Source organism: Amycolatopsis sp. cg9, assembly GCF_041346945.1.
In the GTDB taxonomy this organism is placed as follows: Bacteria; Actinomycetota; Actinomycetes; order Mycobacteriales; family Pseudonocardiaceae; genus Amycolatopsis.
This window is the reverse complement of record NZ_CP166850.1, coordinates 7,643,108-7,658,784: the sequence shown is the minus strand read 5'-3', so window position 1 is coordinate 7,658,784 and position 15,677 is coordinate 7,643,108. Positions and strand designations below refer to the sequence as shown.

Sequence of the window (15,677 nt, the reverse complement as noted above, 5' to 3'; positions counted from 1 at the left end):
TCACCTTTCCGGAGTTACCTGCCGACGGCGCCGCACTGCCGTGCGGGCCGAGGACACGATGTTGGGGAGCAGGACCGACACGATGAGGAGCACGCCGGTCACGATGTTGAGGGCCTCGTTGGACACGTCCTGCAGGCGCAGCGCGTTCTGCAGGGACGCCAGCAGGACCACCCCGGCGAGCACGCCGGGCAGCGTGCCCTTGCCGCCGAAGATGGACACGCCGCCGAGGAGCACGGCGGCCACGACGGCGAGTTCGAGGCCGAAGCCGTTGTCGGCGCGGGCGCTGGAGTACCGCAGGGTCCACAGCACCCCGGCGAGCCCCGCGACCGCGCCGCTCACGACGTACAGCCAGAACTTGAGCCGCCCGGTGCGGATGCCGGCGAACCGGGCCGCCTGTTCGCCGGCCCCGGCCGCGAAGACGCCGCGGCCGATCGGGGTCGCGTGCAGCACGACCCCGAAGATGACCGCCGCCACGACCAGCGGGATCAGGACGTTCGGGACCGGGCCGTCGCCGATGGTCCCGGTGACCCAGCTCGTGTAGGCCCGGGGGAAGTCGGCGACCGCGCCGTCGCCGAGCACCACGAAGGCCAGGCCGCGGTACAGCGCCAGGGTGCCGATGGTGACGGCGAGCGAAGGCAGTTTCAGCACGGTGACGAAGAAGCCGTTCAGCGCGCCGAGGACCGCGCCGAGCACGATGCACAGCGGGATGATCGTCTCGATCGACAGCCCCGCGTCCCACAGCGAGCCCAGCACCGCGGACGTCAGCCCCAGCGTGCTCGCCACCGACAGGTCGATCTCGCCGGTGACGATGATGAACGTCATCGGCAGCGCGACCAGCGCGATCGGGAGCAGGTCGAGCAGCAGGAAGGTGAAGTTGCGGCTGGTGCCGAAGTTCTCGACCGCGCCGGAGGCCACGACCAGGACGATCACCGTCACCAGCACCACGGCGGCGTCCCAGCTGAACAGCCGGCCGAGCCGGTTCCCTTGGTCAGACATGGGAATCCCTCTTCTTCAGTGCCTTGGCGACGCGCACGGCGACCAGCCGGTCGGCGCCGATGGCCAGCAGGATCAGCGCGCCGACGATCGCCTGCTGCCAGAACTGGTTGATGTCGAGGACGGCGAGAGCGCTGCCGATGACGGTCAGCAGGAGCGCGCCGAGGCCGGCGCCCCAGACCGAGCCGCTGCCGCCGAACACCGCGACCCCGCCGACGACCGCCGCGGCGACGACGTTGAGCTCGTAGCCGGTGCCGGCGGCCGCGTCCACGGTGCCGAACCGGGCCGCGAACAGGACGCCGGCGAGCCCGGCGAGGGCGCCGCTGACGAGGAACGCGGCGATGGTGTTGCGCCCGACCCGGATGCCGGCCAGCTCCGCGGCCTGCGGGCTCGACCCCATCGCGTACAGCTCGCGCCCGGCCGGGTAGCTGCGCAGCACGATCCCGGCGGCCACCAGCACCAGCAGCGCGATGAGGACCAGCCACGGCACACCGAGCACCGACGCCGTGCCGAAGTCCAGGAAGGACGCCGGCAGCTTGTCGGCGTTGATCTGCTGGCCGCCGGCCCAGAAGTAGCTGACGCCGCGGAAGGCGTAGAGCGTGCCGAGGGTGACGACCAGCGCGGGCACCTGGCCGAACCGCACGAGCGCGCCGTTGAGGAGCCCGCACACCGCGCCGACGGCGAGGCCGGCCAGCACGGCGACGAGCACCGGCAGGCCCGGGTTGTCCTTCATCAGCGTGCCGACCGCGAACGCCGACAGGCCGAGCACCGAGCCGACCGACAGGTCGATGTTGCGGGTGATCATCACGACCGCCTGCCCGACGGCGAGCACCGCCAGGATCGCGGTGCCCAGCAGGATGTCGCGGATGCTCTGCCCGGACAGGAACCGGGAGTTCTGCGTCGCGGTGAACGCAACGAGCACGATCAGGGCGAGGACGATGCCGGATTCGCGCGCCTTGAAGACGTTCGCGGCCCACGATCGTCCGGAGTGGACAGCCGGCTCCCTGGTCACGGGTGCCTCCTTGGTCGCGGTCATGCGGCGGCTCCCTGGCCCATCGCGGCGAACATGACGGCGTCTTCGGTCGCGTCGGCGCGCGGGAGCTCGGCCACGATCCGGCCTTCCCGCATCACGAGGACGCGGTCGGCCATGCCGAGCACCTCGGGCAGTTCCGAGGAGACCATGACGATCGCGACGCCTTCGGCGGCCAGCGCCGACATCAGCCGGTGCACCTCGGCCTTCGTGCCGACGTCGATGCCGCGGGTCGGTTCGTCCACGATCAGCACCTTCGGCGCCATCGCCAGCCACTTGGCCAGCACGACCTTCTGCTGGTTGCCGCCCGACAGCGTCCCGACCGGGTCGCCGAGGCGGCGGTACTTGGTGCGCAGGCGTTCGGTCCAGCGGCGGGCTTCCTGCCGTTCGCTCGCGCCGGTCAGGAAGCCGAGCTTCGCCAGGGCGCGCGACCGCGGCAGCGTCACGTTCCGTTCGATCGACAGGTCCATGATCAGGCCCTGCTGGCGCCGGTCCTCGGGCACGAGGGCCATGCCGGCGCCCATCGCGGCCCGCGACGAGTGCGGCTTGAGCTTCTTCCCGCTCACCTTGACGACGCCCGCGTCGCGCTCGTCGACGCCGAAGACGGCCTGGACTACCTCGGAGCGGCCGGAGCCGACCAGGCCGGCGAACGCGACGATCTCGCCCGCCCGCACCGAGAAGGAGATGTCGCGGAAGACGCCTGCCCTGGCCAGTCCCTCGACTTCGAGGACGACCGCGCCGGGTTCGACGTCCTGCTTGGGGAACAGCGCGTCGAGGTCGCGGCCGACCATCCGCTTGACCATCTCGTCGACCGTGACGTCTTCGAGCAGGTCGGTGGAGACGTGCCGGCCGTCGCGCATGATCGTGACGCGCTGGCAGAGCGCGGTGATCTCCTCGAAGCGGTGGGAGATGAACATGATCGCCGCGCCTTCCTGGCGCAGTGTCCTGGCGACGGCGAAGAGCCGCTCGACCTCGATCTGGGTAAGTGCCGCGGTCGGCTCGTCCATCACCAGCACGCGGGCGTCGGCGCTGAGCGCCTTGGCGATCTCGACGATCTGCTGGTCGGCGATGGAGAGGCCGCGCGCGGGGCGGGCCGGGTCGATCCGGACGCCGAGCCGGGCGAAGAGGCGCTCGGCCTCGGCGCGGATCGCCGCCCGGTCGATCCGGCCGAGGCCGGCGCGGGGGTGGCGGCCCATCACGATGTTCTCCGCGACCGAGAGGTCGGGGAAGAGCGTGGGTTCCTGGTAGATCACCGCGATGCCGGCGGCTTTCGCGGCGGCCGGGGAGCCGAACTCGACCGGCCGGCCGTCCAGGAGCAAGGTGCCGTCGTCGGGCTTGTGCACCCCGGCGAGCATCTTCACGATCGTGGACTTGCCGGCACCGTTCTCCCCCACCAGCGCGTGGGCTTCGCCGGCGTACAGGCCGAAGCTCACGCCGGCGACCGCCGCGACGGCGCCGAACGACTTCGTCACGCCGCGCACCTCCAGCAGAGGGGCTGGGCCCGGGTCCTGCCGCGTCATCGCGACCTCCGGATTGAAAGGTTTCACAAACCTGGCGCGGTGACGCTACTATGCGACGGAAGAGCAAGTCAATGAATCGGCCGAACCGTGGCCGAACGGCTTCGTACACCGGCAGTTGGTGGCGATATTACGTTTCAATGAGGGGGTCCGATGACGGTCCAGGAGTCCGGTGCCGAGCCGAGGGCGGCGGGCATCAAGGACGTCGCCGCGGCGGCCGGCGTCTCCCTCGGCACGGTGTCGAACGTGCTCAACCGGCCCGACCGGGTCAGCCCCGCGACCCGCGCGAAGGTCGAAGCCGCGATGGCCGAACTCCGCTTCGTGCGCAACGAATCCGCGCGGCAGCTGCGGGCCGGGCGCAGCCGCGTGCTGGCCTACGTCATGCTCGACGGCAGCAACCCGTTCTTCACCGACGTCGCGGCCGGCATGGAGGACGCCGCCGACGCGGGCGACCTCTCGCTGTTCCTCTGCAACAGCGCGCACCAGCCGTCGCGGGAGGCGGCCTACCTCGGCCGCCTCGAACAGCAGCGCGTGCAAGGCATCCTGATCACCCCGGTCGCCCCGGACGCCCCGCTGCTGCACGAGATCGCGCGGCGCGGCACGCCGGTGGTCGTCGTCGACCGCACGCCCGGCGGCACCACGCACTGCTCGGTCGCGGTCGACGACGTCTACGGCGGGGAGATCGCCGTGCGGCACCTGATCGAGCAGGGACACGAGCGGATCGCGTTCATCGGCAACCACACGACGGTGGGCCAGGTCCGCGACCGGCGGCTCGGCGCGTTGAAGGCGCTGGACGCCGCGGGCCTCGCCCCGGACCGGCTGGTCGACCTGACCACCACGGCGCTGACCGTGGCCGACGGCCGCGGCGCGGGCGAACGGCTGGCGGGACTGCCCGCCGCGCTCCGCCCCACCGCCGCGTTCTGCGCCAACGACCTCGTCGCCCTCGGCCTGCTGCAGACCTGCGCGAACCTGCGCATGGGCGTCCCGGACGACCTGGCGATCGTGGGCTACGACGACATCGAGTTCGCCGCGGCCGCCGCGGTCCCGCTCACCTCCGTCCGCCAGCCCCGGCGGCGGCTGGGCCGCACCGCCGCGGAGCTGCTGCTGGCCGAGACCACCGAGCCGGAGCACGAGCACCGGCAGGTCGTCTTCACGCCCGAACTGGTGGTCCGCGCTTCGACGTTGCGCTGAACCCGTGCCGGCGAGTGTCCCGGTGGGACACACTGGGGACGTCCAGCCGGAGTACGGAGGTCGCCATGGCCGGTCCGCGGCTTTCGCGGCGCGGGTTCCTCGCCGCGAGCGGGGCCGCGCTGCTCGGCGCCGCCGTCGCGGGCTCGTCGGGACTGGCCGCGCCCGACCCGGAAACCGGGCTGCTGACCGATTTCTGGCTGTTCGGGCGGTACACCGACGGCTGCGCCGACGCCGGGTTCGACGAGACCGACCTCGACCCGGTCCAGCTGCCCCACTGCGTGACACCGCTTTCCTGGACCGGCTGGGACCCGGCGTCGTGGCAGGACCGGTGGGTCTACCGCAAGCACTTCACGGCGAGCGCGGCCGGCCGGTACCGGGCGCGCTTCGACGGCGTCATGACGAACGCGGCGGTCCACCTCAACGGGACGCTCCTGGCCACCCACCAGGGCGGCTACCTCCCGTTCGAGGTCGAGCTGGCCGGGCTCGCCGACGGGGACAACGTCCTCGCCGTGGTCGTCGACGGGCGGTGGGCGCTGGACGTCCCGCCGAACCTGCCGGGCGGCGCGGGCCCGGGGGTGCTCGACTTCTACCAGCCCGCCGGGATCTACCGCCCGGCCACGATCGGGGCGGTGCCGCGGATCCGGCTGACCGACGTCTTCGCCCGGCCCGCCGACGTCCTCTCCCCCGGCCGCTCGCTGCACCTGACGTGCACGCTCGAGGCACCGGTCGTCGGCCAGGTGACCGCGTCGGTGCGGCAGGCGGGCCGGGAGCTGGCGCGCGCCACGGCGCCGGTCCGCGGCGCCGGCGTGGAGTTCGACGTCCACGGGCTCGGCGGCGTCCGGCTCTGGGACGTCGACGACCCCGCGTTGTGCGACGTCGTGGTGACCGTCCAGGCCGGGGCGGTGCTCGACCGGCGGACGGTGCGGACCGGGTTCCGCGAGGCCCGGTTCACCCCGGACGGCTTCTTCCTCAACGGCAGGCGGCTGAAGCTGTTCGGCCTCAACCGCCACCAGTGGTACCCGTTCGCGGGCGGGGCGATGCCGGACCGGGTGCAGCGCCGCGACGCGGAGATCCTGCGCCGCGAGCTGAACTGCACGATGGTCCGCTGCTCGCACTACCCGCAGTCGAGCGCGTTCCTCGACGCCTGCGACGAGCTGGGCCTGCTGGTGTGGGAGGAGATCCCGGGCTGGGGGCGTGTCGGCGACGACGCCTGGCAGCGGCGCAACCTCCAGGACGTGGCGAGCATGGTCACCCGCGACCGCAACCACCCGAGCGTCGTGGTGTGGGGCACCCGGGTGAACGAGGCCGACGGCACGACGGCGATGTACGCCAAGACCGGCCGGCTGGCTAAGCAGCTGGACCCGTCGCGGCCGACGAGCGGCGCGCTCGCCAGCGCGACCGGTGCGCGCTACGCCGGCGCCGACGTCGAGGTCCTGGCGTACAACGACTACACCGCGCGCCGCGGCGCCCCGTTCCGGCTGCGTCCGCCGCGGCCCGGCGTGCCGTACCTGGTGACGGAGACGATCGGCACGCTCGCCGGGGCCCGCGCCTACCGGCGCACCGACCCGCCGGCCACCCGGCAGCTGCAGGCGGAACTGCACGCGAAGGCCCACGACCTGGCCGCCGCGGACGACCGCTACTGCGGGCTGCTGGCGTGGTGCGCGTTCGACTACCCGTCGGGCTGGCAGCGGTCGGTCGGCGGCTCGAAGTTCGCCGGGGTGTCCGACATCTTCCGGATCGCGAAGCCCGCGGCGGCCTTCTACGCGTCGCAGGGCTCACCGGACGCGCGGGCCGTCGTCGAGCCCGGGTTCGAGTGGGACTTCACCGCCCAGCCGGCCGGGCCGGGGCGGGGCGCGACGGTCTGGTCGAACTGCGACCGCCTCGCGGTGTTCCTCGACGACCGTCCCGTGGGGGACGCGCGCAGCCGCCGCGCGGACTTCCCGCACCTGCCGCACCCGCCGTTCGCGGTGGATCTCGTGGTCCCGCGCGGTCAGCGGCCGCAGCTGCGGATCGACGGCTACGCCGGCGAACGGCTGGTCGTCAGCCGCCGGTTCAGCGGGGACCGGAGCCGGGACGTGCTCGGCTGCGTCCCCGACGACCCGGCCGTGCGCGCCGACGGCGCCGACGCGACCCGGGTGGTGGTCGCGGCGACCGACCGGTTCGGCACGATCCGGGCGGGGACGACCGGCGCGGTCTCCCTGGCGCTGACCGGGCCGGGTGAGCTGATCGGGGACGCGCGGCTGGACTTCGGCGCTACGGGCGGCGCGGCGGCGGTGTGGGTGCGGCCGTTCGCGGGCCCGCCCGGGACGCTGGTGCTGACCGCCCGCCACGACGTGCTCGGCACCGCGACGGCGACGATCACCACGACCGGGACGTCATGAACGACCCTTTCACCGCGTCCGGCGCGGTGAAAGGGTCGTTCATGACGTCCCCCGCGCCTGCCGATCCCGGCTTCGCCGCGGCGGCCCCGCTTCAGCCCTCGGCGAGCACCGCCGCCAGGACCGCCGCCTGGCTGATCGAAGGCGAGCCGCTCGCCGTCAGCAGGGTCAGCGGGCCACTCGACGCCAGCTCCCGCAGCCGTGCCAGGGCCTCTGCCCGGTCCGGCTCGCGCAGCTCCGCGCGGTACCGCTCGGCGAACTCCGCGAAGCGCTCCGGGTCGTGGCCGTACCAGGTGCGCAGGGCGTCGGACGGGGCCAGCCGGCGGTACCAGCCGTCCAGGACCACCGCCGTGCGGGCGGTGCCGCGGGGCCACAGGCGTTCCACGAGCACGCGAGTACCGTCGGCGGGCCCGGCCGGCTCGGTCAGGCGCGCCACCCGGACGACCGTCGGCTGCATGCGCGCATTCTGCGGTGCGGCCGCGGGCGCCGCCACCGGAGCGGGGCGGTGACCTGGTGCGCAACCGCGTGACACCCGCCGGCGACGTCGTCGACATCGCGCTGCGGGGTGCCTGGACCGGGAACCGGGGCGTCCTGCACGAGGGCCGCGAGATCGTCCGGTTCCACGCCGGTGACCTGTGGATCACCTGCGCGCTCGAGTTCCGCGGCCGGTGGCGGGAGCAGTGGCTGCCGAACCGGTACACGCACCTGTTCTTCCACGACGAAGCCGTCTCCTTCGCCGCCGGGCACCGGCCGTGCGCGGAGTGCCGCCGGCCCGCCTACACCGCCTACCGCGACGCATGGCCGGGCCGGCCACCGCCGGCCGCCGAGGTGAACCGGGTGCTGCACGCCGAACGCCTGATCCGCGGCACCCACGTCCGCCGCCGGCACGAACTGCACTGGGCCGGGCTCCCCGACGGCGTGTTCGTGCTGCGCGGCCGGCACCCGGAGCTCGTCGTGGACGGGCACCTGGCGGAGTGGACGACGGCGGGTTACGGCACCCGGCGGAAGCTGCCCCGGGCAGGGACCGTCCCCGTGCTGACGCCGCCGGCCACGGTCGCCGTGCTCCGCGCCGGGTACCCGGTGCAGATCGACGACGCCGCCCGCTGAACGCGGAGGACCACCCCGGCGACCGTGGAGGGGTCGCCGGGGTGGTCCTACCCCCAGCTCGTGCCGCGGGGGACCAACAGCCGAACCCGTCGGTTCCACCGGCGAAGCGAGCCGGCCTTGGACATCGTCGGGTGGTGTCCTGCAGCCCGGCCAGGATCGCGGACCGGGCCTGCAGGACGCTTGCAGTACGCTTGCACGCCTTGCCCCGGCCGGGTGAACGGAGGTGACCGGGTGGAGTTCCGCGTCCTCGGCGCCGTCGAGGCCACGGCGGACGGCGCCCCGGTCGACCTCGGCTCCCGCAAGCAGCGGCTCGTGCTGGCCGTGCTGCTCCTCGACGCCGGTCGCCCGGTGTCGCGCGATCGGCTCGTGGACCTGCTCTGGCCCGCCGATCCCCCGGCGAGCGCGCGCGGCACCGTCCAGGCGCTGGTGTCCCGGATCCGCGCGGTCTTCCGCGCCGCGGGCGGCCCCGAGCTGGTCACCGAGGGACACGGCTACGTCCTGCGCGCCGCCCCGGACGCGGTCGACGCGCACCGCTTCACCGCGCTCGTCCGGCGGGCCCGCGCGGCCGACGACGAAACCGCCGTCGCGCTCCTCGGCGAAGCCCTCGCGCTGTGGCGGGGCGACGCGCTGGCCGGGGCCGCCGACGCCGACGTCGCCGAGCGGCTCCTCGCCGGCCTGCACGAGGCCCGGTGGAGCGCGCTGGAGGACCGGATCGACGCGCAGCTGCGGCTGGGGCGGGGCCGCGCCCTGCTGGCCGAGCTCACCGAGCTGGTCGCCGCGCACCCGCTGCGCCAGCGGTTCGTCGGCCAGCTGATGCTGGCCCTGCACCGCGAAGGCCGCACCGACGCCGCGCTCGCCGCCTTCCGCGGCCTGCGCGCCCGGCTCGCCGCCGAGCTGGGCCTCGACCCGGCGCCGGAGCTGACCCGCCTCGAAGCCGCGATCCTGGCCGGCGACCCCGCGCTCGACGCCGCACCCGAGCCGGACCCGGAGCCGGTGCGCCCGGCCCAGCTCCCCCACGACGTCCGCGGCTTCACCGGCCGCGCCGCCGACCTGGCCCGGCTCGACGAACCGGCGGGCGCCGGCCCCGGGCCGGACATCCGGCTGGTCACCGGCACCGCGGGCGTCGGCAAGACCGCGCTCGCCGTGCGGTGGGCGCACCGGGTCCGCGACCGGTTCCCCGACGGCCAGCTCTACCTGGACCTGCGCGGCTTCGACCCGGACCACGAGCCGCTCACCCCCGCCGTCGCGGCCGCGCAGCTGCTGCGGGCGCTGGGCACCAGCCCGCGGGCGATCCCGCCGGACCCGGACGGGCGCACCGCGCTGTGGCGCTCGCTGCTGGCCGACCGGCGGGTGCTGGTCCTGCTCGACAACGCCCGCGACAGCGCGCAGGTGACGCCGCTGCTGCCGCCGTCGGGCACGGTGCTGATCACCAGCCGCCAGCGGCTCGGCGACCTGATCGCCCGCACCGGCGCCCGCGCGGTACCGCTGTCCGTGCTGCCGCCGGCCGACGCCCGGCAGCTGCTGGAGACGCTGCTCGGCCCGCCCGCCGTCGCGGCGGAACCGGCCGCCGCGGCCGAGCTGGCCCGGCTCTGCGGGCACCTCCCGCTCGCCCTGCGGCTGGCCGCGGCGAACCTCGGCGCCGGCGAGGCGTCCGGGATCGCGGAGCTGGCCCGCGAGCTGGCCGGCGGCGATCCGCTGGCCGGGCTGAGCGTCGACGGCGCCGAGGAGAGCGTGGTGACGACGGCGTTCTCGGTGTCCTACCGGGCGCTGCCCGCCGAGCACCGCCTGCTGTTCCGGCGGCTCGCGCTGGTGCCGGGCCAGACGTTCACCGCGCCGGTCGCCGCCGAGCTCGCCGGGGTCACCGAAAGCCAGGCGGGCCGGCTGCTCAAGGCCCTCGCCGCGGCCCACCTCGTGGAACGGCACCTGCCCGGCCGCTACCGCTTCCACGACCTGCTGCGCAGCTACGCGGCGAGCCGGGCCGACGACCCGGCCGCGGACCGGGACGCGGCCCGGCGCCGGCTGTTCGACCACTACCTCGCGACGGCCGACGCCGCGGGCCGCGTGCTGATCCCGCACTTCCTCCGCCTCCCCCGCCCCGAACCCGCGCCCGCTTTCGACGGCACGGAAGCGGCCCTCGACTGGCTGGACACGGAGTGGCCGAACCTCGCCGCGGCCGTCGAGCACCCCGACGCCCGGGAGTACGCCTGGCACCTCGCCGACGCGCTCCGGGCGTTCTTCCACCACCGCGGCCACCACACCGAGTGGATCGACACGGCCACCACCGCGCTGGCCGCCGCCCAGGCCGCGGGCGCCCGCCAGGCCCAGGCGGCGATGCGGCTGTCGATCGCGCTCGCCGGCGTCAACAGCGGCCGCTACGCCGAAGCCCGCGCGCACCTGACGACGGTCCTGCACGACGGGCTCGCCGCGGACTGGCCCGCCGGCCGCGCCGCCGTCCTCAACAACCTGAGCGCGGTCCACCAGCGCCTCGGCGACCCGCACGAGGCGATCGCGTGCGGCCTGGAGTCCCTGCGGCTGTGCGAAGAGCTGGCCATCCCGGGCGTCACGATGGCACTGGCCAACGTCGGCTTCGCGTGCGGCCAGGTCGGCGACCTCGACGAAGCCTTGGCGCACTTCGGCCGCGCCCTGGAGATCGCGGAACGCGACGGCGCCCGCTTCAGCGTGGCGGTGGTGCTGGTCGACCTCGGGCACATCCACCGCGACCTCGGCGACCCGGTCGCGGCGTCGTTCTACGAGCGGGCCCTGACGGCGAACCGCGAGCTGGGCTACCAGTACGGCGAGGCGGCGGCGTTGTCCGGCCGCGCGGTCCTGGAGGCCCGCGCGGGCGACGCGACGCGAGCCCTGTCCGACGCGGCGGAGGCGGTGGAGCTGACCCGGCGCATCGGCGACCGGGGAACGGAGGCATCGGCGCTGGCGGCACTGGGCGAGACGTGCTTGCACCTGGGACGGCCCGCGGAGGCGGTCTCGCCGCTGTCGGCGGCGTTGGAGATCGCGCGGGAGACGAGTTTCGCGTGGTGTGAGGCGGCCGCGTTGACCGGGTTGGCGGAGGCGGCTCTGGCGGTGGGCGATCCGGAGCCGGCCCGGACGCACGGGGAGGCGGCGGCGAAGCTGGCCGCGCAGTCGGGGTACCGCCCGTTGGAGAAGCGAGCGGCCGAGACCCTCGGGCAGCTCGCCCGCTGAGCCCCGGGACGTCCCGCAGGCTTGCCAGTTCGCCCGCCCCGGCCGAGACTGCCGGGATGGATCAGCCGTTCTCCGAGGGCACCGCCGCTCTCGTCGGCCGGGCTCGGCAGCACGCGCTCGGTGATCTGCTCCGCCGGACCGCGTTGCGGGTGCCGGACAAGGTCGCCGTCGTCGATGGGGCGCGGCGGTTCAGCTTCGCCGAGTTCGAGGCCGCCGCCAACCGCTTCGCCCACGCGCTCGCCGCCCGGGGGTTGCGCAAGGGTGACCGGCTCGCGCTGCTCGGCCACAACTGCTGGCAGTACGGCGCGCTCGCCTTCGCCACCGCCAAGCTCGGCGTCCTGCTCGTGCCGGTCAACTTCATGCTCGGTGCCGACGAGATCGCCTACCTCCTCCGCCACGCCGAGGTCGCCGCGTTCGTCGCCGAGGGCGCGCTCGAGCCGACCGCGCGAAAGGCGCTCGAACTGGCCGAAATCGACGAAGTAATCCGAGGGCGGATCGGGCCGGGCGGATTGTGGGAGGACGTCGACGGGTGGCTGTCCGAAGGGGACGGCACCGCGCCCGAGGTCTTCGTCGCCGACGACGATCCGCTGCGGATCATGTACACCTCCGGCACGGAGTCGCGGCCGAAGGGCGTGCTGCTGTCGAGCCGGTCCCTGCTCGCGCAGTACGTCTCGTGCGTGGTCGACGGCGGCATGAGCGCCGACGACGTCGAGGTGCATTCCCTGCCGCTGTACCACTGCGCGCAGCTCGACTGCTTCTTCTCCGTCGACGTCTACCTCGGCGCGACCAGCGTGATCCTGCCCGGCCCGGACCCGGCCGCGCTGCTCGCCGCCGTCGAACGGGAACGCGCGACGAAGCTGTTCGCGCCGCCGACGGTGTGGATCTCCCTGCTGCGCCACGAAAATTTCGACCGCACCGACCTCTCCAGCCTGCGAAAGGGTTACTACGGCGCCTCCGCGATGCCGGTCGAAGTGCTGCGCGAACTGCGCCGCCGGCTGCCGGACGTCGAGCTCTGGAACTTCTACGGCCAGACCGAAATGGCGCCGCTGGCGACGATCCTGCGCCCGCACGAGCAGCTCGACCGCGCCGGTTCGGCCGGGCGGCCGTCGCTCAACGTCGAGACCCGGATCGTCGACGACGAGGACGAGCCGGTCGCCCCCGGCGTGGTCGGCGAGATCGTGCACCGCAGCCCGCACGCCACCCTCGGCTACTACCGCGACGAGGACAAGACGGCCGAAGCCTTCCGCGCCGGCTGGTTCCACTCCGGCGACCTCGGCGTCGTCGACGAGGACGGCTACCTGTCCGTCGTGGACCGCAAGAAGGACATGATCAAGACCGGCGGCGAAAACGTCGCGAGCCGCGAAGTCGAGGAGGCCCTCTACCTCCTCGACGGCGTCGCCGAGGCCGCGGTGTTCGGCATCGGCCATCCACACTGGATCGAAGCCGTGACCGCCGCCGTCGTGCCGCGCGAAGGCGTCACCCTCACCGCAGCGCAAGTGATCGACCACGCGAAGTCACACCTCGCCGGTTACAAATGCCCCAAGTACGTCGTATTCACGGACCACCTTCCCAAGAATCCGAGCGGTAAGATCGTCAAACGAGAATTGCGGGAACAGCACAAGGGACTCGCGGCGAGCGACTGACCACCGAATTCCCCTTGCCCGGCAGGGAGAACGACGGATACCGCCGATCGCCGGCCCGCGTTTTCCGGAGAACGCGGGACAGTCGTCCCACCAGGGCCGACCGGCCCGGAAAGAATCCGCGGAAAGCCGTGGCGCGCGCCGTCCGTCGGGTCTAGGAATAGAGGCCGTCCACCGTTCCCCCTTCCGAAGGGATTCGCTCGTGTCCGTTTTCATCGCCGTCCTCCTCGCCCTGGGAGCCGGGCTGCTCGTCGGCAGCCGGGTCCACAGTGCCCGCGAGGCCCGCGCCAACTACTCCGCCTACCGGGCCCGGACCGCCAAGGGCTTCGGGGAGATGATCCGGTCGGCGGTTTCCGCCGTCGTCGCCGTGGCGGGCGCGCTCGTGCTCCTCTTCATCCTGCTGAACGTGCTCCAGCAGGCCTGAGCCGGAACCCGACTCATGGCGGGTTGTTGCCGCCCCGACCGCGGAGGACGCTTTTCCGTGGCCCCGACGGACGGGGCCGCGAAAGGACTCCCCCATGAGATCGAGGGTGCTTTCTGCTGCGCTCGGAGCGGCCGTGGGCCTGCTGGGCACAGTCGTCACCGCCGCGCCGGCCGAGGCCGCGGCGGTCTGCGGTGACCAGGTCGTCGGCAACGGCGGGTTCGAGAGCGGCACCACGCCGTGGACCCAGACCAGCGGGGTCATCTCCGCCGCCACCACGGCGGAGCCGGCCCACGGCGGCACGATGGACGCCTGGCTCGACGGCTACGGCAGCACGCACACCGACACGCTGTCCCAGTCGCTGACGCTGCCCGCGGGCTGCGCGTCGGCGGCGCTGTCGTGGTGGTCGCACATCGACACCAAGGAGACGACGACCAGCTCCGCCTACGACAAGCTGGTCGTGCAGGTCGGCACCGACACCCTCGCGAGCTACTCCAACCTCGACAAGAACACCGGGTACGTCCAGCGCACGGTCGACGTGTCGCGCTACCTGGGCCAGACGGTGACGCTCAAGGTCACCGGCACCGAGGACTCGAGCCTCGCCACCAACTTCCTCCTGGACGACTTTTCGCTGACCACCACCGGTTCGCAGAACCCGCAGTCCCCGGTCGTCACCTCGCCCGGCGCCCAGTCCGGCGCCGTCGGCCAGGCCGTGTCGCTGCAGGTCCAGGCCAGTGACCCGCAGGGCGACGCGCTCACCTGGACCGCGACCGGCCTGCCCGCCGGGCTGACGATCGGCGCGAGCACCGGGAAGATCACCGGCACGCCGACCACCGCGGGCACCTCGTCGGTGACGGTCACCGCGAAGGACCCGGCCGGGAACAGCGGCAGCGCCACCTTCGCCTGGACGATCGGCTCGGCCCCGGCCGACTCCACACGCACCCCGATCAACCCCGCCTACACGGTGAACCTGACGTCGAACACCGCGGGCGACACGTGGAACGGCCACCAGAGCGTCAGCTTCACCAACGGCTCCGCGACCGCGCTGCCCGAGGTCTACCTGCGGCTCTGGGACAACTACCACGGCAGCTGCCCGACCACGCCGATCACCGTCACCAACGTCACCGGCGGCACGCCGTCGGCGCTGAGCGTGAACTGCACGGCCCTCAAGATCACGCTGCCCGCACCGCTGGCGCAGGGCCAGTCCGCGACCATCGGGTTCGACCTGAAGATCGTCGTGCCCAGCGGCGCCGACCGGTTCGGCCACGACGGCGCGTACAACATGATCGGCAACGCGCTGCCGGTGCTCGCGGTCCGCGACGGCGCCGGCTGGCACCTCGACCCCTACACCAACAATGGCGAGTCGTTCTACACGGTGATCAGCGACTTCGACGTCACGCTCGTGCACCCGACGTCGCTGCTGACCCCGGCCACCGGCTCCTCGACCGAAACGACCAGCGGCAGCACGACGACCACGCACGCGACCGCGGCGAAGGTCCGCGACTTCGCGTGGGCCGCCGGGCCGTTCGCGAAGATCACCACGACGTCCGGCAAGGGCGTGCGGGTGAACGTCTACTCGGTCAGCGGGATCTCCACCAGCAGCGCCAACCAGATGCTGAGCCTGGCCGCCGACTCCATCGACGTCCACTCGGGCCGCTTCGGCGACTACCCGTACGGCGAGGTGGACGTGGTGCTGGACAACAACTTCTGGTTCGGCGGCATGGAGTACCCGGGCTTCGTGCTCGACCTCGTGTCCACCACGGCGCTCCCGCACGAGCTGGCGCACCAGTGGTTCTACGGGATCGTCGGCGACGACGAGTACACCTCGCCGTGGCTGGACGAGAGCTTCACCGACTACGCCACCGACCTCTACCGCGGGGTCACCGGCAGCGGCTGCGGCATCACCTGGCAGTCGAGCGCGGAGAAGCTGACCAACTCGATGGCCTACTGGGACGCGCATTCGTCGCGGTACTCGACGGTCGTCTACAACTACGGCAAGTGCACGCTGCACGACCTGCGGCGGCTGATCGGCGACACGGCGATGGCGAACCTGCTGAAGTCGTACGCGCAGTCGCACTGGTACGGCGTGTCGACCACCGCGGAGTTCAAGGCGGCGGCGCAGGCGGCGGCCGGGTCGACCGACCTGACGTCGTTCTGGGCGTCGCACCGCGTGGAGGGCTGAGAAAACCGGTTGGAGTTCCC

The 15,677-nt window shown here is 73.4% G+C and carries 11 protein-coding genes; 7 read left to right on the top strand and 4 right to left on the bottom strand.

The window, feature by feature from the left end:
- From AB5J73_RS35515 to AB5J73_RS35505, 3 genes are read right to left on the bottom strand one after another with little or no spacing between them, the layout of a single operon-like run.
- Complete coding sequence (locus AB5J73_RS35515) at positions 1 to 996, bottom strand: ABC transporter permease (protein WP_370963183.1); 996 nt, start codon at positions 994 to 996, stop codon at positions 1 to 3.
- Positions 989 to 2,029, bottom strand: a complete 1,041-nt coding sequence (locus AB5J73_RS35510) for an ABC transporter permease (RefSeq protein ID WP_370963182.1) — start codon at positions 2,027 to 2,029, stop codon at positions 989 to 991. The genes AB5J73_RS35515 and AB5J73_RS35510 overlap by 8 nt, the downstream gene beginning before the upstream one ends.
- The gene (locus AB5J73_RS35505; RefSeq protein WP_370963181.1) at positions 2,026 to 3,543 is read right to left on the bottom strand and encodes a sugar ABC transporter ATP-binding protein; all 1,518 of its coding nucleotides are present in this window, start codon (positions 3,541 to 3,543) and stop codon (positions 2,026 to 2,028) included. Before AB5J73_RS35505 ends, AB5J73_RS35510 begins: the two co-directional genes overlap by 4 nt.
- A 150-nt stretch (positions 3,544 to 3,693) precedes the next feature.
- Between AB5J73_RS35505 and AB5J73_RS35500 the strand changes: the two genes are divergently transcribed.
- The gene (locus AB5J73_RS35500) at positions 3,694 to 4,731 is read left to right on the top strand and encodes a LacI family DNA-binding transcriptional regulator (RefSeq protein WP_370963180.1); all 1,038 of its coding nucleotides are present in this window, start codon (positions 3,694 to 3,696) and stop codon (positions 4,729 to 4,731) included.
- Between the two features lie 65 nt (positions 4,732 to 4,796).
- Positions 4,797 to 7,112 (top strand): glycoside hydrolase family 2 TIM barrel-domain containing protein, encoded by a 2,316-nt coding sequence (locus AB5J73_RS35495; protein WP_370963179.1) that lies wholly within the window; start codon positions 4,797 to 4,799, stop codon positions 7,110 to 7,112.
- 91 nt (positions 7,113 to 7,203) lie between these two features.
- On the opposite strand, the gene AB5J73_RS35490 is transcribed toward AB5J73_RS35495, so the two are convergent.
- Positions 7,204 to 7,566: a DUF488 domain-containing protein gene (locus tag AB5J73_RS35490; protein ID WP_370963178.1), complete on the bottom strand. Its 363-nt coding sequence runs from the start codon at positions 7,564 to 7,566 to the stop codon at positions 7,204 to 7,206.
- Between the two features lie 56 nt (positions 7,567 to 7,622).
- On the opposite strand from AB5J73_RS35490, the gene AB5J73_RS35485 reads away from it, so the two are divergent.
- The 5 genes from AB5J73_RS35485 to AB5J73_RS35465 all read left to right on the top strand — a co-directional run bounded on the left by AB5J73_RS35485 (position 7,623) and on the right by AB5J73_RS35465 (position 15,657).
- Positions 7,623 to 8,216: a hypothetical protein gene (locus tag AB5J73_RS35485; protein WP_370963177.1), complete on the top strand. Its 594-nt coding sequence runs from the start codon at positions 7,623 to 7,625 to the stop codon at positions 8,214 to 8,216.
- 231 nt (positions 8,217 to 8,447) lie between these two features.
- Positions 8,448 to 11,414, top strand: a complete 2,967-nt coding sequence (locus AB5J73_RS35480) for a BTAD domain-containing putative transcriptional regulator (protein ID WP_370963176.1) — start codon at positions 8,448 to 8,450, stop codon at positions 11,412 to 11,414.
- A gap of 56 nt (positions 11,415 to 11,470) precedes the next feature.
- The gene (locus AB5J73_RS35475) at positions 11,471 to 13,057 is read left to right on the top strand and encodes an acyl-CoA synthetase (RefSeq protein WP_370963175.1); all 1,587 of its coding nucleotides are present in this window, start codon (positions 11,471 to 11,473) and stop codon (positions 13,055 to 13,057) included.
- A 199-nt stretch (positions 13,058 to 13,256) separates the two neighbouring features.
- A complete protein-coding gene (locus tag AB5J73_RS35470; RefSeq protein WP_370963174.1) occupies positions 13,257 to 13,478 on the top strand; it encodes a hypothetical protein in 222 nt (73 codons plus the stop codon).
- 106 nt (positions 13,479 to 13,584) lie between these two features.
- Positions 13,585 to 15,657, top strand: a complete 2,073-nt coding sequence (locus AB5J73_RS35465) for a putative Ig domain-containing protein (RefSeq protein ID WP_370973431.1) — start codon at positions 13,585 to 13,587, stop codon at positions 15,655 to 15,657.
- Positions 15,658 to 15,677 lie beyond the last annotated feature (20 nt).